Origin of the sequence: Blastococcus sp. CCUG 61487 (assembly GCF_005222955.1) — a bacterium.
In the GTDB taxonomy this organism is placed as follows: Bacteria; Actinomycetota; Actinomycetes; order Mycobacteriales; family Geodermatophilaceae; genus Blastococcus.
In genome coordinates this window covers 19,829-39,017 of record NZ_LWUA01000223.1, presented here as the reverse complement: position 1 = coordinate 39,017, position 19,189 = coordinate 19,829, and the positions used below count along the sequence as shown (strand labels likewise).

At 71.6% G+C, this 19,189-nt stretch carries 15 protein-coding genes; 1 reads left to right on the top strand and 14 read right to left on the bottom strand.

The annotated features are described in order from the left end of the window. Window positions 1-53: 53 nt before the first annotated feature. From A6V29_RS11650 to A6V29_RS11620, 7 genes are all read right to left on the bottom strand, one after another. Entirely contained in the window at window positions 54-1,607 is a 1,554-nt protein-coding gene (locus A6V29_RS11650; protein ID WP_249933182.1) for a methyl-accepting chemotaxis protein, read from the bottom strand. A gap of 391 nt (window positions 1,608-1,998) precedes the next feature. Next, complete coding sequence (locus tag A6V29_RS11645) at window positions 1,999-3,609, bottom strand: methyl-accepting chemotaxis protein (RefSeq protein WP_137160440.1); 1,611 nt, start codon at window positions 3,607-3,609, stop codon at window positions 1,999-2,001. A gap of 290 nt (window positions 3,610-3,899) precedes the next feature. Then, complete coding sequence (locus A6V29_RS11640; RefSeq protein WP_137160439.1) at window positions 3,900-5,507, bottom strand: methyl-accepting chemotaxis protein; 1,608 nt, start codon at window positions 5,505-5,507, stop codon at window positions 3,900-3,902. Between the two features lie 318 nt (window positions 5,508-5,825). After that, a complete protein-coding gene (gene otsB, locus A6V29_RS11635) occupies window positions 5,826-6,566 on the bottom strand; it encodes a trehalose-phosphatase (protein WP_137160438.1) in 741 nt (246 codons plus the stop codon). Continuing rightward, window positions 6,563-8,053, bottom strand: a complete 1,491-nt coding sequence (locus A6V29_RS11630; RefSeq protein ID WP_249933181.1) for an alpha,alpha-trehalose-phosphate synthase (UDP-forming) — start codon at window positions 8,051-8,053, stop codon at window positions 6,563-6,565. The genes otsB and A6V29_RS11630 overlap by 4 nt, the downstream gene beginning before the upstream one ends. 30 nt (window positions 8,054-8,083) lie before the next feature. Continuing rightward, window positions 8,084-8,443: a fluoride efflux transporter FluC gene (locus tag A6V29_RS11625; protein ID WP_137160437.1), complete on the bottom strand. Its 360-nt coding sequence runs from the start codon at window positions 8,441-8,443 to the stop codon at window positions 8,084-8,086. Beyond that, a complete protein-coding gene (locus tag A6V29_RS11620) occupies window positions 8,440-8,880 on the bottom strand; it encodes a fluoride efflux transporter FluC (protein WP_249933180.1) in 441 nt (146 codons plus the stop codon). The genes A6V29_RS11625 and A6V29_RS11620 overlap by 4 nt, the downstream gene beginning before the upstream one ends. A 73-nt stretch (window positions 8,881-8,953) precedes the next feature. Between A6V29_RS11620 and A6V29_RS11615 the strand changes: the two genes are divergently transcribed. Continuing rightward, window positions 8,954-10,045, top strand: a complete 1,092-nt coding sequence (locus A6V29_RS11615) for a CaiB/BaiF CoA transferase family protein (RefSeq protein ID WP_137160436.1) — start codon at window positions 8,954-8,956, stop codon at window positions 10,043-10,045. Between the two features lie 32 nt (window positions 10,046-10,077). Here A6V29_RS11615 and ngg read toward each other — a convergent pair whose 3' ends face one another. From ngg to A6V29_RS11580, 7 genes are all read right to left on the bottom strand, one after another. Then, window positions 10,078-11,796 carry an N-acetylglutaminylglutamine synthetase gene (ngg, locus tag A6V29_RS11610; protein ID WP_249933179.1) on the bottom strand — a complete coding sequence of 573 codons (1,719 nt, stop codon included), beginning with the start codon at window positions 11,794-11,796 and terminating at the stop codon, window positions 10,078-10,080. Between the two features lie 49 nt (window positions 11,797-11,845). After that, a complete protein-coding gene (locus A6V29_RS11605) occupies window positions 11,846-13,636 on the bottom strand; it encodes an N-acetylglutaminylglutamine amidotransferase (protein WP_249933178.1) in 1,791 nt (596 codons plus the stop codon). 125 nt (window positions 13,637-13,761) lie between these two features. Next, entirely contained in the window at window positions 13,762-15,228 is a 1,467-nt protein-coding gene (locus A6V29_RS11600) for a S8 family serine peptidase (RefSeq protein ID WP_137160434.1), read from the bottom strand. Window positions 15,229-15,338: 110 nt separating this feature from the next. Further along, entirely contained in the window at window positions 15,339-16,097 is a 759-nt protein-coding gene (locus tag A6V29_RS11595) for an iron ABC transporter ATP-binding protein (RefSeq protein ID WP_137160433.1), read from the bottom strand. Continuing rightward, window positions 16,094-17,107 carry an iron chelate uptake ABC transporter family permease subunit gene (locus A6V29_RS11590; RefSeq protein ID WP_137160432.1) on the bottom strand — a complete coding sequence of 338 codons (1,014 nt, stop codon included), beginning with the start codon at window positions 17,105-17,107 and terminating at the stop codon, window positions 16,094-16,096. Before A6V29_RS11590 ends, A6V29_RS11595 begins: the two co-directional genes overlap by 4 nt. Further along, window positions 17,097-18,116, bottom strand: coding sequence for an ABC transporter permease (locus A6V29_RS11585; RefSeq protein WP_212719298.1), 1,020 nt, complete (start codon window positions 18,114-18,116; stop codon window positions 17,097-17,099). The genes A6V29_RS11590 and A6V29_RS11585 overlap by 11 nt, the downstream gene beginning before the upstream one ends. A gap of 37 nt (window positions 18,117-18,153) precedes the next feature. After that, window positions 18,154-19,167, bottom strand: coding sequence for a siderophore ABC transporter substrate-binding protein (locus tag A6V29_RS11580; RefSeq protein WP_137160431.1), 1,014 nt, complete (start codon window positions 19,165-19,167; stop codon window positions 18,154-18,156). Between the last annotated feature and the right edge of the window lie 22 nt (window positions 19,168-19,189).

The following is a 19,189-nucleotide window of genomic DNA, read 5'->3' as shown; positions in this document are numbered from 1 at the left end:
GACCGGCCGTCCTGCCTGTTATCGGCACCCGCGGGGGTGCCAGTGACGGGCCGTCAGTAGCTGAACCGGCCCACGGTGGCGCGCAGGTCAGCCGCCATCCGGGACAGCTCGTCCACGGCGGTGCGGGTCTGGGTCAGCGCCTGGGTCGTCGACTCCGCCGCCGTGGAGACACCGGTGATGTTCTCCGCGATCTGCGTCGTCCCGCCGGCCGCCTCCTGCACCGACCGCGACATCTCGTTGGTGGTGGCCTCCTGCTCCTCCACCGCCGAGGCGATCGTGGTCTGCCGGTCGGAGATCTGCGCGACGATCGCCGAGATCTCCTCGATCGCCGCCACCGCCGCGGTCGTGTCGCCCTGGATGGCCAGCACCCGCTGGGCGATGTCCTCGGTGGCCTTCGCCGTCTCCTGCGCCAGCTCCTTCACCTCGTTGGCCACCACCGCGAAGCCCTTGCCGGCCTCACCAGCCCGGGCGGCCTCGATCGTGGCGTTCAGCGCCAGCAGGTTCGTCTGCTCCGCGATGCTCGTGATCACCTTCACCACGTTGCCGATCTCCGCGCTCGACTCGCCCAGCTTCGCGACCGTCGCGGTGGTGGTCTCCGCGGCGGTCACCGCACGAGACGCCACCTCCGACGCCTCCGCGGCATTGCTGGCGATCTCCCGGATCGAAGCCCCCATCTGCTCCGCGCCGGCCGCGACCGTCTGCACGCTACGACTGACCTCCTCCGCGGCACCGGACACCACACCCGACTGCGCGGAGGTCTCCTCCGCCGACGCCGAGATCTGCGCCGACGACGCCGACAACTCCTCCGACGACGCCGCCACCGCGTCGGCGTTCGTCACGACCGACGCCATCACCTCGCGGAGCCGCTCCATCGCCTCGTCGAGGGCTCGAGCCGTGCTCCCGACCTCGTCGTCCTGCTGCACCCCCGTGGACCGGGTCAGGTCGCCGGTCGCGAGCGCGGTGGCCACGTCCTTGACCGCGTTGAGGGGCCGGATAATCCTGCGGGCCACGACGATGGCCACTCCGAGGACGACGAGGGTGCCGAGGGCGATGGCGGCGATCATCGACCACCGGGTCACGTTCTCGGCTGCCTCTGCGTCCGCGTTCGCGGCCTGGGTGCGGGCGACCAGCGAGGCCTTCAATTCGTCCGTCAGATCGATGATGTCGTAGTAGACGCCGTAGCCCTCGCCGAGAAGCATCTCGTCCGCCGCGTCGATCGCCGATGGCGTGTCCTGCGCGTAGAGGCCGGCGATCTGTTCGTCGATGGCGAAGAAGTCATCCCAGCGCGCGATGATCTGCTCGTACACCGCCGACTCGCTCTCGCTGAGTGTCTCCACCGGCATGGCCAGTAGGGCGGCATCGACCTTGTCCATGTGCTCGAGGAAGCCGGCGCGGTTGCCGCTGTCGGGGGAGACGGCTGCGGCGCCGCCGATGCGCCGGGCGTCCCAGGCGTAGGCGACCTGCCAGCCACTGGCGTCGGCGTTGTAGTACTCCATGCCCCGGGCGTGGCCCAGTGCTTCGTTGAGGTCCTCGACCCGTTCCCGAGTGTCACCGGCGTCGCCCAGGCCTGAAATGCCGAACGCACCCACTGCGATGGCGGCTGCCATCCCGACGGCACCGACCGCCAAGATCTTCCCGCGTACTCCCATACGACCACGTCGCCACATCGGCCTGCTGTCCGTCATCTCTGGTCTTCCTCGTTCCTCGGTGCTCGTCACGGTGCCGATCAACGGAATCATCGTTCGCGATCGCGATGCCCGTCCGGCAGATCACGGGAGGCGCAGCTCCAACAGCTGCACACGAGGAAATTAGGCGTTCGGGTTTCGGTTGGGGTCACACCAATAAGCGTGTCGCGGCACGGTGTCTAAATAGTGTGGTGACCACTCAGGGATTGTCGACATGGCGCCTCTCAAGACTTCTTCTCAGACTGTCCGCCGCGCGCCGAAGAATGGTGGAGGGGCGGTGACGTGGAATGTGGTCACCGCCCCTCCGCAATGGTCAGTAGGTGAACTGACCGACCGAGGTGCGCAGGTCCGCGGCCATCCGGGACAACTCGTCGACGGCGGTGCGCGTCTGGGTCAGGGCCTGCGTGGTGGAGTCGGCCGCCGTGGAGACGCCGGTGATGTTCTCCGCGATCTGCGTCGTCCCGCCGGCCGCCTCCTGCACCGAACGGGACATCTCGTTGGTGGTGGCCGTCTGCTCCTCCACCGCCGAGGCGATCGTGGTCTGCCGGTCGGAGATCTGCGCGACGATCGCCGAGATCTCCTCGATCGCCGCCACCGCCGCCGTCGTGTCGCCCTGGATCGCCAGCACCCGCTGGGCGATGTCCTCGGTCGCCTTCGCCGTCTCCTGCGCCAGCTCCTTCACCTCGTTGGCCACGACCGCGAAGCCCTTGCCGGCCTCCCCGGCGCGTGCGGCCTCGATCGTGGCGTTCAGCGCCAGCAGGTTCGTCTGCTCGGCGATGCTCGTGATGACCTTGACGACGTTGCCGATCTCCGCGCTGGACTCGCCCAGCTTCGCCACGGTGGCCGTGGTGGTCTCCGCCGCCGTCACCGCCCGCGACGCCACCTCCGACGCCTCCGCCGCGTTGCTCGCGATCTCCCGGATGCTGGCACCCATCTGCTCCGCCCCCGCGGCGACGGTCTGCACGCTGCGGCTGACCTCCTCCGCGGCACCGGACACCACACCCGACTGCGCGGAGGTCTCCTCCGCCGACGCCGAGATCTGCGCCGAGCTGGCGCTCAGCTCCTCCGACGACGCCGCCACCGCGTCCGCGGAGCCGACGACCTGGGCCATGACGCCGCGCAGGTTCTCCTGCGCCGAGGCCAGCGCGGCGGCCATGCGGCCCAGCTCGTCGTCGGCGGAGATCTCGGGAGCGACCGTCAGGTCGCCCTTCGCGAGCGCCTCGACCGAGGCCTGCACGCTCTTCACCGTGCGGACGATCTGGCGCACGACGTAGAAGGCGAGCCCGCCCGCCAGGAGCGTGCCTACGGCCAGGGAGAGCCAGAGCGTGACGACGGCGGTGGCGGCCATCGACTTCGCCTCGTCCGTCTCGGTCTGACCGGCTCCCACGCGGTTCACCTGGATCTGGTTGTACTGGTCCATGAGGACGTCGGAGAGGTCCTGCAGCGGACCGGTGATCACGGCAGCCGCGGTCGCGAGGTCACCGGCATCCGCGGCCGGGACCAGCTGGCCGTCGGCGACCACGTAGTAGTTCGCGACGGTCGCACGGAACTGCTCGTACGCCTCGACGTCCACCGCGACGTCGGCGTATGCCTCGAGCTGGTCCTCGATCGTGGTGCGCCGCTCGGTCAGGTCCGCAGCGAGCGCGGCCCGGCCCTCGGCGTCCGCCAGGGGATAGGTGTTGTACCGCGACCGGTCGCCCTGCCAGGAGCGCTGGATGTCGGCCAGGTCGGCGAGGGAGACGACGTTGTCGTTGATCTCCTCGGCAGCGGTGTTGAGGTTGCTGATCCGGGAGACCGCCAGAACGGTCATCGCGACGGCTACGAGAGCGAGCACTGCGACCGCAGCACCGATCTTGAGGGCGATGGGCCGGCTGGCGAACCAGTTGCCGCGGCGCGCGGAGCGAGAAGGGGACGGGACGGACATGCGGAGTGCTCCTGGGGTTTCACTACTCGGACTCGATCACGCCGACCGCGCACAGGGGTGGTGTCGCGATGGAAGGGGCGCCGATCGATGGTGAAGGCAACCGCTGCTGTTCCGCCTCCCCTCCGAGGCGTGTTGCACGTGATGTCGAGAATGGCGGGTGACCATTCCGATCGAGTCGACTTGACGCCTTTCGCCATTCTCGATCTGAGGTGCCGGAACGGCAGAACGCCGGCGGCCCCCGTGGGGTGCCGCCGGCGTTAGTCGGAGAACGTGAGTTCGCGTGCCGTCCGTCAGTAGGTGAACCTCCCGACGGTGCTGCGCAGGTCCGCGGCCATCCGGGACAACTCGTCGACGGCGGTGCGGGTCTGGGTCAGGGCCTGCGTGGTGGAGTCGGCCGCGGTGGAGACCCCGGTGATGTTCTCCGCGATCTGCGTCGTGCCCCCGGCGGCCTCCTGCACCGAACGGGACATCTCGTTGGTGGTGGCCGTCTGCTCCTCCACCGCCGAGGCGATCGTGGTCTGCCGGTCGGAGATCTGCGCGACGATGCTCGAGATCTCCTCGATCGCCGCCACCGCCGCGGTCGTGTCGCCCTGGATGGCCAGCACCCGCTGGGCGATGTCCTCGGTCGCCTTCGCCGTCTCCTGCGCCAGCTCCTTCACCTCGTTGGCCACGACCGCGAAGCCCTTGCCGGCCTCCCCGGCGCGTGCGGCCTCGATCGTGGCGTTCAGCGCCAGCAGGTTCGTCTGCTCCGCGATGCTCGTGATGACCTTGACGACGTTGCCGATCTCCGCGCTCGACTCACCCAGCTTCGCGACCGTCGCGGTGGTGGTCTCCGCGGCGGTCACCGCACGAGACGCCACCTCCGACGCCTCCGCCGCGTTGCTCGCGATCTCCCGGATGCTGGCACCCATCTGCTCCGCCCCCGCGGCGACGGTCTGCACGCTGCGGCTGACCTCCTCCGCGGCACCGGACACCACACCCGACTGCGCGGAGGTCTCCTCCGCCGACGCCGAGATCTGCGCCGACGACGCCGACAACTCCTCCGACGACGCGGCCACCGCGTCCGCGGAACCCACGACTGTCGCCATGACCTCCCGGAGCTTCACCTGGGCGGTGTCCAGTGCGGCGGCCATCTGACCGACCTCGTCGAGCGCCGTGACCCCGGTGGCGACGGTGAGGTCGCCGAGGGCGAGCGCCTCCAGCGACTCCTTGACCTTCTGCACCGGGCGGGTGATCGACCTGAGGGTCACCCAGCTGACACCGGCGATGACCAGCAGCCCGACCAGCGCGACGACCAGGCTGGTGAGCTCGGAGCGGTCGATGGACTCCAGGAGCTCCGCCTCCGCGGCCGCGGCGGCCGCCCCGAGCTCGTCCTTGGCCGCGCTCACGGCGCCGTCGGTGAGGTCGTTGGCCGCCTGGATCTCCTCCCAGCGCAACCGGGTGCCCTCCTGGTCGGCGACCGCGGCGTCCACGAACGCGGAGATGGCGGCGGTGTACTGGCCGAAATCGGCCTGCAGGTCGGCGACCGTCTCGGCCACCGGCCCTTCCAGGTCGATGGCAGCGAGCTCCTCGAGCAGACCCTCCGGAGTCGCGATGTCCTCCGCGAGCTCCGGCAGCTGGGCGGCCGGGTCGGGCCGGGTGATGGCCTTGAACCCGTCCACCTTGAGCTCGCTGGCCCGGGTGTCGAGCTGGAGGACGAGCGCCTGCGCGTGCTCGAGGTCCATGAGGCGGTGGTCGGCGTCCCGCACGCCGGCGTTGCCCACCAGCAGCGAGGCGACGACCCCGGCGAGCGACACGAGGACCGCGCCGACGAGGACACCGAACTTCACCGCGAGCGGTCGGTTCGCAAACCAGCCGGCACGCCGGCCGGCAGGGGGGAGATGTGCTGTCGAGGTCATGGCCAGCCGTTCCTGGACGGGACATGGGACACATGCCCGGGATGTGGATGCCCGGAAGTGTGGTGAGTCCAGCCAGGCCGGAGAAGTGTCTCTGCGCACTTCCGCCACATCGTTATGCATAGCCATGGTCAGGCCATTCCGCGAGGCGATGTATCGACATGGCCGAATGGTCGATGTGCTGCCGCAATTGTTCTGCATCGTCGTTTTCCGCAGGGATGCGTCGGAAGGGACGACGGATGTCGACATCGGCGGGACGGTGGCGCAACGGTCGGGACGAAAGTCCTCTGGGTCGCTCCCGCGACGCGGTGCCGGCCCGGGTCAGGACAGGAGCGCACCCAGGCGATCGAGGAGGCCCACCGCGGCGGCGGTGTCCGGGAGCCGGTGCGCGGCGGCCGTCTCGCCGTCGCCGATCTTGACGGTGACGTCGTCCTCCCCGAGGACGCGGAAGGCGTCCTCGTCGGTCACGTCGTCCCCGAGGTAGAGCGTCGCGACCGCCCCGAGGTCGGCGGCCAGCCGGAGCAGGGCGCTGCCCTTGTCGGCGTCCGTGACCGCCAGCTCCAGCACCTCCTTGCCCGGCTTGAGCGTCAGTGACGAATCGGCCAGCGACCGGGCCTCGTCCAGCAGCGCGGCGGCAGCGGCCCGGTCGGGGACCTCGCGGACGTGCACCGCCACGCTGGCCGGCTTCACCTCCAGGCGGGCGCCCGGAACCCGGGACACCGCCGGCGCCAGCCGCTCGGCGAGCGCGTCGCGGCGCGCGGCGAGGTCCCCGGCCAGCGGGCCGTCGAACTCCGCGCCGTGGCTGCCGACCCAGCGGAAGGGACCGGTGAGCCCGCTCGTGGCCTGCAGGTCGGCCACCCCGCGACCGCTGACGATCGCCACCGTGACCCCGTCGATGCCGGCCAGCCGGCCGAGCGCCTCGGCGGCACCCGCCTCGGGGACGGCGTCCGAAGGGTCGCCGACCAGCGGCGCCAGCACCCCGTCGTAGTCGCTCGCGACCAGCAGCGGCCGCCGTGCCGCGAAGGCGGAGAGGGCCGCGTCCAGGCCGTCCGGCAGGGTCATCCCTGGGCCCCGCCCCGTCCGGTGGACAGGGGAGCGGAGACGCGCCCCGCCTGGCGCCCGGTGGGCTGGTCTGCGGCCTGGTCGCGCAGCGCGGTGAAGAAGGAGTCGGCCCAGTGGTCGAGGTCGTTCTTGGCCAGGTGCCGGCGCATCGCCCGCATCCGCTTCGCCGCCTCGGCCGGCTCCACTCGCAGGGCGCGGAGCAGCTGGCTCTTCACCCCGGCGATGTCGTGCGGGTTGACCAGGAACGCCTGCTTGAGCTCGGCTGCGGCCCCCGCGAACTCCGAGAGCACCAGCGCGCCGCCGAGGTCCCCGCGGGCAGCGACGTACTCCTTCGCGACCAGGTTCATCCCGTCGCGGTACGGGGTGACGAGCATGACGTCGGCCGCGCGGTAGAGCGCGGCCAGCTCCTCCCGCGGCATCGACTGGTTGAAGTAGTGTACGGCGGGGCCGGCGATCGAGCCGAAGACGCCGTTGATGTGCCCGACCTGCTGCTCGATCGTCTCGCGCATGTGCACGTAGTGCTCCACCCGCTCGCGGCTGGGCGTGGCCACCTGCACGAGCACGGTGTCCGGCGCCTCGACCGCGCCGTCCTCCAGGAGCTCCTCGAACGCGTTGAGCCGGACGCTGATGCCCTTGGTGTAGTCGAGCCGGTCGACCCCCAGGATGATCTTCGTCGGGTTGCCCAGCTCGGCGCGGATCTCCTCGGCGCGGGCGACCACCTCGGGGGAGCGGGACAGCTCGTCGAACGCGCGCACGTCGATGGAGATCGGGAAGGCCCTCGCCGCCACGGTGCGGCCGTCGTACTCGACGACCTGGCCGCGGGCGGGCAGGTCGTGCAGCCGCCGGGCGAGCTGGACGAAGTTCGCGGCCGCCGCCGGGCGCTGGAAGCCGACCAGGTCCGCACCGAGCAGCCCCTCGACGACCGCCGACCGCCACGGCAGCTGGGTGAACAGCTCGTAGGGCGGGAAGGGGATGTGCAGGAAGAATCCGATCGTGAGGTCGGGGCGTATCTGGCGGAGCATCGCGGGCACCAGCTGCAGCTGGTAGTCGTGCACCCACACGATCGCGTTCTCCGCGGCGACCGTCGCCGTCCGCTCGGCGAACCGCTTGTTGACCTGCACGTAGGTGTCCCACCAGGCCCGGTGGTACTCCGGCTTCTCGACCACGTCGTGGTACAGCGGCCACAGCGAGGCGTTCGACATGCCCTCGTAGTAGCGGTCGACCTCCGCCTCGGAGAGCGGGATCGGGATCAGGGACATCCCGCCCGACTCGAACGGCTCCGGCGCCTCGCCCGCCGAGCCCGACCAGCCGACCCACGCCCCGCCGCGCCCGGCGACGAACGGCTCCAGCGCCGTCACCAGCCCGCCCGGGCTGCGCTGCCAGCGGGTGCTCCCGTCCGGCTCCGTGATCTGGTCGACCGGCAGCCGGTTGGCGACGACGACGACCGGGCTCTCGGCCCCCACCTCTGCACCTGTGCGCTCGGTCATACCGAACTGAACCCTACCGATACCCGCCGGTCAGAGCAGGCGGGCCGCTCCGTACGCGGTCGCCGCAGCAGCCAGGCCGAGCACCAGTGTGCCGGCGAGATACGCGGCTGCCCGCCCGATCGCCCGCTGCTCGACCAGCCGGACGACGTCGGCTCCGAACGTGGAGAACGTCGTGAGCGTGCCGCAGAACCCGGTCCCGACCAGGGCCACGAGCCAGCCGGCGACGTCGGTCAGCCCGAGCAGGAACCCGAGGACGGCGCTCCCGGCGACGTTGACCACCGCCGTCCCCGCGACGGAGCCCGGGCCGCGCCGCGCGACCGCCACGCGCTCGGCGAGCAGCCTCAGCGGCGCCCCGACGACGGCGCCGAGGACCACGAGCAGGGGCGTCACGCGATCGACTCCTCGGCGTCCAGCATGTCGTCCCGGTCCGGACGCGGCCTGGCGATCGCCCGGCCGGCCGCCAGGCCCGTGCCCGCCGCCACGATCCCACCCAGCACGGAAGCGGCCAGGTAGCCGGCGGCCGTGGCCCAGGAGCCGGCCTCGGCCAGCTGCACCACCTCGACGGCGAAGGCCGAGTACGTGGTGTAGCCGCCGAGCACGCCGGTGCCCAGGAACGGGCGCAGCCACGAGCCATCCGCGGAGCGGGCGAACACGAGGGCCAGGAGCAGCCCCAGGAGCAGGCAGCCGGAGAGGTTGACCAGCAGCGTGGCCCACGGCCAGCCGGCTGGTTCCCACGGCAGCCACGCGGCGACGCCCCAGCGGGCCAGGGCGCCCAGCCCCCCGCCCAGAGCGGCAGCGACGTAGGCGATCACTGTGCCCCCCGTCACCGCCTGCTCCTGACATCCGGCAGCATGCCACCGACGAGGGCGTGCGACGGCGCGGGCCCGGGGTGCAGAGGAGATGGGCGTGGGGCCGCTCTCGGGTGTGCGTGTGGTGGAGTTCGCGGGGCTGGGGCCGGGGCCGTTCTGCGGCATGCTCCTGGCCGACCTGGGCGCCGACGTCGTCCGCATCGACCGTCGCGGGGGAGGGGGCGGCCTGGGCGCGACCTCGCTGCTGGACCGCGGGAAGCGCTCGATCGCCCTCGACCTGAAGGACCCGGCGGACCTCGAGGTGGTCCGCGCCCTGGTGCGCCGAGCGGACGTGCTGCTCGAGGGGTTCCGGCCCGGTGTCATGGAGCGGCTCGGCCTCGGGCCCGACGTGCTGCTGGAGGACAACCCGGCGCTGGTGTACGGCCGGATGACCGGCTGGGGGCAGACCGGCCCGCTGTCGCCGACGGCCGGGCACGACATCGGTTACATCGCGCTGACCGGCGCGCTGGGCGCGAGCGGGCGCCCGGACGAGCGGCCGGCGCCGCCGATCAACCTGCTCGGCGACTTCGGCGGCGGAGGAGTGTTCCTCGCGCTGGGCGCCGTGGCCGCGCTGCTGCACGCGCGCGCGACGGGGCAGGGCCAGGTGGTCGACGCCGCGATCGTCGACGGCACCGCCGTCCTCACCACGATGATCCACGGGATGCTGTCCACCGGGGCCTGGCAGGACGAGCGCGGGGTCAACCTGCTCGACACCGGCGCCCCGTTCTACGACGTCTACCGCTGCGCCGACGGGCAGTTCCTCGCGGTCGGTGCGCTGGAGCCGCAGTTCTACGCCGCCCTGCTGGAGGGGCTGGGCGTCGCCGGGGACGAGTCGTTCCCCGACCGCTACCAGCCGGAGCAGTGGCCGGCGCTGCGCGAGCGGTTCACCGAGCTGTTCGCCGGCAGGACCCGCGACGAGTGGTGGAAGGTGTTCGCCGGCACCGACGCCTGCGTCGCACCGGTGTGGTCGCTGGTGGAGGCGACGCAGGACGAGCACAACCGGGAGCGGGGCGTCTTCGTGGAGGTCGACGGGACCGTGCAGCCCGCCGTCGCCCCACGGTTCTCCGCGACACCGGGCTCGGTGGGCACGGTGCCGCAGGCCGGCCAGCACGGCGACGAGATCCGCGCCGAACTCGGCCTGTGACCTGAAGGGGCCAAAAGCACGCTTCTGGCCCCTCAGCGGCGGCGGGTCTCCGGGAACAGCAGGTCGACGAAGCGCTCCGCGGTGGGCCGCGGCTCGTGGTTGGCCAGCCCGGGCCGCTCGTTGGCCTCGATGAACACGTAGTCGGGGCCGTCCACCGCGGGGACGAGGAAGTCGATGCCGGTGACCGGGATGCCCAGCGCGTCCGCCGCCCGGACGGCCGCCTCCGCGATCACCGGGTGCAGCTCGTCGGTGACGTCCTCGATCGTCCCGCCGGTGTGCAGGTTCGCGGTCCGCCGCACCGGCACGTCCTCGCCCCTGGGCGGCACGTCGTCCATCGAGTAGCCGGCCTCGGCGACCACCTCGGCGGTGGTGTCGTCGAGGGGGATCCGCGACTCGCCGCCCGTCGCCCGCTCGCGCCGCCGGCTCGTGCTGCGCACCAGCTGCTCGACCGTCCGCTCGCCGTCGCCCACGATCTGCGCCGGCCGGCGGACGGCGGCCGCGACGACCTCGTGGTCGATCACGACGACGCGCAGGTCGTCGCCCGGCACGAGCTCCTCGACCAGGATGTCGGGGCAGAACTGGAGCGCGTACGCGACCGCCCGTTCCAGCCCCTCGTCGTCGGTCACCCCCACCGTGATCCCGCGGCCCTGCTCGCCGCGGGCGGGCTTCACCACGACCTCCCCGACCCCGTGCATCAGCGCCCGCGCGTCGTCCAGGTCGCCCTCGCAGGCCAGCGCGCCCTGCGCCACCCGGACGCCGGCCCGCCGCATGATCCGGCGGGTCACCCGCTTGTCGTCGCACCGGCTCAGGGCGACCGCAGTCGTGAACTCCGACAGCGACTCCCGGGTGAGGACCGAGCGCCCGCCCAGGGTCAGCCGCATCTCACCCCAGTCGGCGTCGGTGACCTCTACGCGGATCCCGCGGTGCAGCGCCTCCTCGGCGATGATCAGCGCGTAGGGGTTGAGCTTCTCCAGCCCGGGCGGGCGGGCGGCGAACAGCGGGGTGTTGATCGGGTTCTTCCGCTTCACGCAGACCGCGGGCACCCGGACGAAGCCGAGCTTCCGGTACAGCGTGATCGCCGGGGTGTTGTCGTGCATGACCGAGAGGTCGAGGTAGGCGCGGGCACGGGCGACGTAGCGCTCGGCCAGCACCCGCACCAGCGCCTCGCCGGTGCCGGTCGGGGCGTCCTGCTTGTCGGCGACCAGGCACCACAGGCTGGTCCCGCCCTCCGGGTCGTCGAAGGCGAGGGTGTGGTCGACGCCGGTCACCGTGCCGACGATCTTCCCGGTGCGGGTGTCCTCGGCGACCAGGTACGTGAAGGTGCGCGTGCGGTGGTTGGCCCACATGGTCACGGGGTCGGCCGGAACCATGCCGTTGCGCGAGTAGAGGTCGTTGATGACGTCCATCTCCGCGCGCGAGGTCACCGTGCGCACGAAGACGTCGCGGATGACGTCGGGGCGCGGCCGGTAGCGGTGCAGGTCGAGCCGGTAGGTCAGCGACGGGTCGATGAACAGCTCGTCGGGCGCCATGCCGACCAGCACCTGCGGGTCGCGGGGGTAGACGCAGATGTCGCGCTTGCCGGTCTCCTCGGCGCGCAGCACGTCGACGATCCCGCGCAGGTCGCGGAAGGTCTGCCCGAAGACCAGGTTGCCCCAGCCCAGGTCCAGGACGACGTCGGCCGCCATCCCCTCGATCTCGTGCGCCGACGGCTCGTGCCAGGACCTGCTGGTCAGCTCGGGCGTCGACGCCACGGCCCTCCGCCGGCGATGCCCTGCCAGCCGGGGTGTCATGGCCACCGCCTCAGACACCATGCGTCTGCAACCACAGCTCCAGCAGCCCGAGCTGCCAGAGCTTGTTGCCGCGCAGGGGAGTCAGCTCGCCGTTCGGGTCGGCGAGCAGTTCCTGGACGTACTCGGGGCGGAACAGCGCCCGGTCGCGCGCGGCGTCGTCGGTGAGCGCGTCGCGCACCAGGTCGAGGACCTTGCCCTCCAGATGGGTGATCGCCGGCACCGGGAAGTAGCCCTTCGGCCGGTCGATGACCTCCGGCGGGATGATCCGCCGGCCGATCGCCTTGAGCACGCCCTTGCCACCGTCGGCCAGCTTGAGCTCCGGCGGGCACATCGCGGCCAGCTCGACCAGGTCGTGGTCGAGGAAGGGGACCCGCGCCTCGAGCCCCCACGCCATGGACATGTTGTCCACGCGCTTGACCGGGTCGTCGACGAGCATGATCTCGCTGTCCAGGCGCAGCGCGGCGTCGACCGCCGTCTCCGCGCCCGGCGCGGACATGTGGTCGTGCACGAACGCCAGGCTCGGGTCCTGGTCGAGCATGTACCGCCCCGACACCACCTGGCGCATCTGCGCGTGGTCCCGGTCGAAGAAGGCCTGCGCGTAGGTGCGCACCGCCTGCTCGCGGTCGACGCCGGCCAGCGGCGGGTACCAGTGGTAGCCGGCGAAGACCTCGTCGGCGCCCTGGCCGGACTGGACGACCTTGATCGTCTGCGAGACCCGCTCGCTGAGCAGGTCGAAGGCGACGACGTCGTGGCTGACCATCGGCTCGGCCATGGCGTCGATCGCGTGGCCGAGCGCGCCGGCGAGCTCGTCGGACCCGACCCGGATGCGGTGGTGGTCGGTGGCGAAGTGCCGGGCGATGACGTCGGAGTACTGGAACTCGTCGCCCTCCCGGCCGCCGGCCGCCTCGAAGCCGATCGAGTAGGTCGCCAGGCCGGTCTGCCCCTCCTGCGCGAGCAGCCCGACGATCAGCGAGGAGTCCAGCCCGCCGGAGAGCAGCACGCCCACGGGGGTGTCGGCGACCAGCCGACGGCGCACGGCGACGCGGAGCGCCTCCTCGATCGCGTCCTCCCAGTCGCGGGGGGTCCAGCCCGCGTGCTCGGCGCGGCGCTCGTAGGTGGCGTTCCAGTAGCGGTGCTCCCGGCTGGCGCCGTCGGGTTCGATGACCCGCACCGTGGCCGGCGGCAGCTTCCGGACGCCGTTCAGGATCGTCCGGGGCGCCGGGACGACGGCGTGCCAGGAGAGGTAGTGGTGCAGCGCCACGGGGTCGATGGAGGTGTCGACCTCCCCGGCCTTGAGCAGCGCCGGCAGCGTCGAGGCGAAGCGCAGCCGCTTCCCCGGCGTCTCGGCGAGGTACAGCGGCTTGATGCCGAGCCGGTCCCGGGCCATCACCACGCGGCCGGTGTCCCGCTCGGCGATGACGAAGGCGAACATGCCGTGCAGGTGCGAGACGACGTCGGTGCCCCAGTGGTGGTAGCCCTTGAGGATCACCTCGGTGTCGCTGTGCGAGAAGAAGCGGTAGCCGTGGCCCTCGAGCTCGGCGCGCAGCTCCTTGTAGTCGTAGATGCAGCCGTTGTAGACGGCGGTCAGCCCGAGCTCGTTGTCCACCATCGGCTGGGAGCCGCAGGTGGAGAGGTCGATGACCGAGAGCCGGCGGTGCCCGAAGGCCACCCGGCCGTTGCTCCACGACCCCTGGCCGTCGGGCCCGCGGGGGACCAGGGCCTCCACCATCCGCGCGACGGCCGTCGTGTCAGCCGTCGAGCCGTCGAACGTGATCTCGCCGCACAGGCCGCACATGCCCATCGATCTAACCCGCTGAGGCCGTGGCACGCCTGTCCGCGAGCGAGATCACACACGATCGTCATGCGGGAGTTCCACGTGGAACCGTCGGCACCGGCCCGCCGGAACGGGCCGGTGCCGACGTCCGGTCAGCCGCGCAGCCGGGCCACCGCCGCGACGACGTCGACGAGGCCGGTCCCCTTGTCGTACGAGGTGGAGTAACCGCCCGCGGTCGTGTACGGGGCACCGTCGGTGTACTTGTGCGTGGTGCTCTTCAGCGCCGCCTCGATCTCGGCCGGGGTGGCCGTGGGGTCGGCCTGGAACAGCTGGGCGACGATGCCGGCCACGTGCGGAGCGGCCATCGACGTCCCGCTGATCGTGTTGAACGTGCCGAGGTCGAGCAGGCCGGGCCCGTTGCGGAAGTCCAGCCCGGTCGCGCAGATCGGCAGGTAGGGCCGGCAGGCCGAGGTGATGTTCTCGCCCGGCGCGGACAGGTCCGGCCACGTCGAGGGATCGCCCTGGGCCCCGCGGGAGGAGTACTCGCTGACCACGCCGTCCCGGGTTCCGGTGTCCTGGTCGAAGTAGCTGGCCACCGACAGGATGCCGCCGGTCGGGTCCTGGCCGGGCGGGTTGGTGAGCGAGGTGCTGCCGTCGCCGCCGTCGTTGCCGGCCGCCCAGACAGTCACCACGCCCTCGGCCGCCAGCGCGCGCTGCAGCTTGACCGTCGCGGAGTTCGGGTCGAACTCGCCGCCGCCGCTGGGCCCGTAGCTGTTGTTCGTGACCTTGATCGGCGGGCAGACGTCGGCCGGGACGCCCTCGCCGCACGGCGCCTCGTGGTTCTCCAGCACCCAGTTGAGCGCGGAGTCCGCTCCCACGATGAGCAGCACGGCCCCGGTGGAGATCGAGACCAGGCTGGCGCCGGGCGCGGCGCCCTGGAACGAGCCGCCGTCGGAGAGCGTCGTCGGCCGGCCGCCCACGATGCCGCTCACGTGCGTGCCGTGCCCGCCGACCGACAGGGTGTCGGTGTCGACGAAGGCGGGGACCGGGACGACGCAGTCCGTCGTCGTCGTCACCTCGACCAGGCACACGCTCTTGAGGTTGGCGACGACGGCGCTGCTGCCGTCGGGGTTGCGGAAGTACGGGTGGTTGGGGTCGATGCCGGAGTCGATGACCGCCACCGATACCCCGCTGCCGTCCAGCGCCTCGCCGTTCGCGCCGGTGAGCGTGGCGACGGCCTCGGCGCCCCGCGTCGCGGTGTTGGAGGTCTCCTGCGCGAACTCGATCGGGGTGTTGCCCTCGAGGTAGGTCACGCCGGGCTGGGTGCGGGCCGCCTCGATCTGATCGGCGGTCCCGGACGCGACGACCACGCCGATCCGCTCGAACTCGGTCACGGTGCGCATGCCGGTGGCGGCGACTGCGGCGCGGGCCGCCGCGGCGTCGGTGCCGTGGACCAGCACCGTGGTGGAGCCGGTCAGGGCGCCGAGCTGATCGGCCAGGAAGTCCTGCACCGGGGCCAGCGGCCCGGCCGGCTCGGCGGACGCGGGGGTGGCGGCGAGAGCGGCGACGACGACCGCTCCGCTCACGGCACCGAGGAGTCGACGGGACGAGCGGCGCATGGGCCCTCCAAGCAGGACACGACGATGTGTGCCCTGCTCCAACGACCGTCGCCCGAGAGGGTTACCGGGAGGTACGGACACTTCGGTGCTCCCGGCTCGCAACGGCGACGTCAGGAGTAGTAGAGGGCCACCGGGCGGCCGTCGATCTCGCGGACGTCGACGGGGGTGTCGTAGACCGCGCCCAGCACCTCGGGCCGCATGATCTCCCGCGCCGGGGCGTCGGCGACCACGACGCCGTCGCGCATCGCCACGATCCGGTCGGACCACGTCGCCGCGAAGTTGATGTCGTGCAGCACGATCACGATCCGCTTGCCCAGCTCGTCGGCCATCCGCCGGATCAGCCGCATGATCTCGGTCATGTGCCGCAGGTCGAGGTTGTTGAGCGGCTCGTCCAGCAGCACGTACCGGGTGTCCTGCGCCAGCACCATCGCGATGAACGCCCGCTGGCGCTGCCCGCCGGAGAGCTCGTCGAGGAAGCGGTTCCGGTAGGTGCCGAGGTCGAGGTAGCCGATCGCGCGCTCGATGTGCTCGCGGTCCTCGACGGTGAGCCGGCCCTTCGAGTGCGGGAAGCGGCCGAACTCCACGAGGTCCTGCACCGTCAGCCGGGCGGTGATGTGGTTGTCCTGGCGCAGGACGGCGAGGCTCTTGGCCAGCTCGCCCGACGGCGTCCGCGTGATGTCCAGGCCGCCGATGGTCACCCGGCCGGCGTCGGGCTTGAGCAGCCGGCCGACCAGGCTGAACAGCGTCGTCTTGCCCGCACCGTTGGGGCCGATGAGCGCGGTGACGCCCTCCCCGCCGAACGTGAGGGAGACGTCGTCGACGACGGTCGTGCTGCCGTAGCGCTTGCTGACGTTCTCGAGCGCGATCACCGCGCCCCCTTCCGGAGCACCAGGTAGAGGAAGAAGAGCCCGCCGGCGAACTCGATGATCGTCGACAGCGTGCCGCCGTAGCCGAACACCCGCTCGAGGACGAGCTGGCCGCCCAGCAGGCAGACCATGCCGAGCAGCACGGCGGTCGGCAGCGTCCACACGTGGCGGAACGAGCCGGCGTACGTGTAGGCGAGGTTGGCCACGATGAGGCCGAAGAAGAGGATCGGGCCGACCAGCGCGGTCGACGCCGCGACCATGATCGAGACGGCGGCGAACAACAGCATCACGGTGCGCCGGTGGTTCACCCCGAGCCCGACGGCGGTCGGTTCGCCGAGCGAGAGGACGTCCAGCGTCCGCCGCAGCGGCACGACGATCGCCGTGCCGAGCAGGACGAGCCCGCCGGTCAGGACCAGCAGCGTCTCGTCCGGCCGGGTCAGCGTCGCGAACATCGCGTCCGAGAGGATCTGGAAGTCCAGCGGGTCGAGCATCCGCTGCATCCACTCGGTGAGGGCGCGGAAGAACGTGCCCAGCACGATCCCGACCAGGAGCATGAGGTGGATCGAGCGCCGCTTGCCACCGAACAGCCAGGTGAACAGCAGCACGCTGAACGCGACCATCACGGCGACCTGGACCAGCCAGAGGGTGACCTCGTCGAACGCGAGGAACGCGGCCGACCCCGAGAAGAACACGATCACCGTGGAGATGAGCAGGTAGAACGCGTCGAACCCCATGATCGACGGGGTCAGGATGCGGTTCTGGGTGATCGTGTGGAAGACGACGGTGGAGACGCCGACCGCCGTCGAGACCACCAGCATGGCGGCCACCGTGCGGCTGCGGATCTCCAGCGCGAAGGAGAGCGAGCCGGGCACGTCGGTGAAGAGGAAGACCGCGATCAGCGCGACGACGGCGGCGGCCAGTGCGGCCAGCCGCAGCCAGGGCTCGGACCAGGTGACCCGGTTCCGGAGCGGGGGCTCGGCGGCGCGGGACGGCGCGGCGGGTTCAGCGAGCACGGCTCCCCCTGCGCAGGAGCAGCCACAGGAACAGCGCGGCGCCGACGACCCCGACGATGACCGAGAGCGGGATCTCGTAGGGGTAGCGCAGCACCCGCGCCAGGATGTCGCAGGCGACGACGAAGACAGCACCCAGACCCGCCACCCAGGGGATCGCCCGTCGCACGTTGTCCCCGATGATCAGGCTGACGACGTTGGGGACGACGAGGCCGAGGAACGGGATGATGCCCGCGGTGACGAGCACCGCGGCGGTGATCACCGCGACGATCACCATCCCGATGGCCACCACGCGCCGGTAGTCCAGCCCGAGGTTGGTCGCGAACTCCTCGCCCATGCCGATGACGCTGAACCTGTCCGCGGCGATCCAGGCGACGACGACCATGGCCGCGGCGATCCAGACCAGCTCGTAGCGGCCCTGCATGACGCTGGCGAAGCTGCCCTGCGACCACTGCTGGAGCGACTGCAGCAGGTCGAGGCGGTAGGCGAAGAAGGTCGTCACGGCGGCGACGACGCCGCCGAGCATGATCCCGACGAGCGGTACGAGCACCAGCTGGCGAACCGGCACGAACCGGACCACGCGCAGGAAGATCCACGTGCCGAGCAGGCCGAAGGCGGCGGCCACGCCCATCTTCCCGACGACCGCCATCCCCGGGAAGAAGATCATCGTGACGAGCGCGCCCAGCATCGCGAACTCGGTCACGCCGGTGGTGCTGGGCTCGACGAACTTGTTGCGCACGAGCATCTGCAGGATGAGGCCCGCGATGCCCAGCGAGGCGCCGACGAGAACCACCGCGATCGTGCGGGGGATGCGGCTGGCGACGAGCAGGAACGCCGCGTCGCTCTCCCCGCCACCGGCGAGCAGCGAGGCCGGGGTGACGTCGGAGACGCCGACGAACAGGCTGGCGACGGCGAGGACGGCCAGCAGCACGCCGACGAGCACCCCCACCCACGCGCGGCTGGGCCGCAGGCGGGGGAGGGTGCTCGTCAGGGGTCGGTCGAGCGCGGTCACGACGGTCAGTGACGACGCTCCGCCGGGGCGGTACGCCTCATCCGGCGATCTGCAGGACGTCGTCGATCATGATCTTGGTGGTGTCGATGCCACCGAAGACGATGTACCAGGCGACCGGGTCCAGGTACACGATGTTGCCGTCCCGGGCCGCCTTGGTCTGGCGCACGATCCCGTTGTCCAGGACCGCCTCCGCCGCCTGCGCGCCGCTCTCGCCGGTGGCGGCGTCGCGGTCGACGACCCACAGGTAGTCCGGGTCGGTCTCGAGCAGGAACTCGAAGGAGACCGGCTCGCCGTGGGTGGCGGCCTTGATGTCGTCGACGACCGGCTCGACGCCGAACGCGTCGTAGATGAGCCCACCCCGGGCACCACGGGCATCGGTGCCCTCACCGGCGGGCGCCATGGCGCTCAACTGGCCGCCGGAGACCATGATGCCCAGGCCGGTGCCGGCCTCGGCGGTGACGCTGCGGGCCTCCTCGATGCCCTCGGTGATCTCGGCGATCGCGGCCTCGGCCGCGTCCTCGGCGCCGAGGACCTCGCCGAGGAAGGTCACGTTGCGCTCGAGGTTCTCCAGGTAGGTGCCGCGGAGGCTGAGGTCCACGGTCGGGGCGATGTCGCTGAGGTCCTCGTAGAGCGCCGAGGACCGGCCGGCGATCACGATGAGGTCCGGCTGCTGCGCCTCGATCCTGACCAGATCGGCCTCGAACAGGGTGCCGACGTTGTAGGCGTCGTCGGCCAGGTACTTCTCGAGGTAGTCCGGGACCGACTCCAACGGCGCACCGGAGACCTCGCCACCGAGCGCACCGATGGTGTCCAGGCTCGCCATGTCGAAGACCACGATGTTCTCGGGGTTCTTCGGCACCTCGACGGTGGTCGCCTCGAGCTCGGGCTCGGCGTCCTCCTCGGCGGCGTTGAGGTTGCGGTCCCAGGTGAAGGCGACGGTCTCGCCGTTCCCGCTCCCGGAGTCGGCTTCCGCGTCGCCACCGCACGCGGACAGGGCCAGCACTGCGGCCAGGGGGAGGGCGATGGCCGACAGGGGCCGGGCTGCGTGCATGGTGCTCCTCGTCGAACTGAGG

Coding starts and splice junctions, on each gene's coding strand:
- A6V29_RS11615 (WP_137160436.1), top strand. CDS start 8,954: ATGGGCGTGGGGCCGCTCTCGGGTGTGCGTGTGGTGGAGTTCGCGGGG.
- A6V29_RS11640 (WP_137160439.1), bottom strand. CDS start 5,507: ATGACCTCGACAGCACATCTCCCCCCTGCCGGCCGGCGTGCCGGCTGG.
- A6V29_RS11580 (WP_137160431.1), bottom strand. CDS start 19,167: ATGCACGCAGCCCGGCCCCTGTCGGCCATCGCCCTCCCCCTGGCCGCA.
- otsB (WP_137160438.1), bottom strand. CDS start 6,566: ATGACCCTGCCGGACGGCCTGGACGCGGCCCTCTCCGCCTTCGCGGCA.
- A6V29_RS11600 (WP_137160434.1), bottom strand. CDS start 15,228: ATGCGCCGCTCGTCCCGTCGACTCCTCGGTGCCGTGAGCGGAGCGGTC.
- A6V29_RS11645 (WP_137160440.1), bottom strand. CDS start 3,609: ATGTCCGTCCCGTCCCCTTCTCGCTCCGCGCGCCGCGGCAACTGGTTC.
- A6V29_RS11630 (WP_249933181.1), bottom strand. CDS start 8,053: ATGACCGAGCGCACAGGTGCAGAGGTGGGGGCCGAGAGCCCGGTCGTC.
- A6V29_RS11650 (WP_249933182.1), bottom strand. CDS start 1,607: ATGGCAGCCGCCATCGCAGTGGGTGCGTTCGGCATTTCAGGCCTGGGC.
- A6V29_RS11605 (WP_249933178.1), bottom strand. CDS start 13,636: ATGGGCATGTGCGGCCTGTGCGGCGAGATCACGTTCGACGGCTCGACG.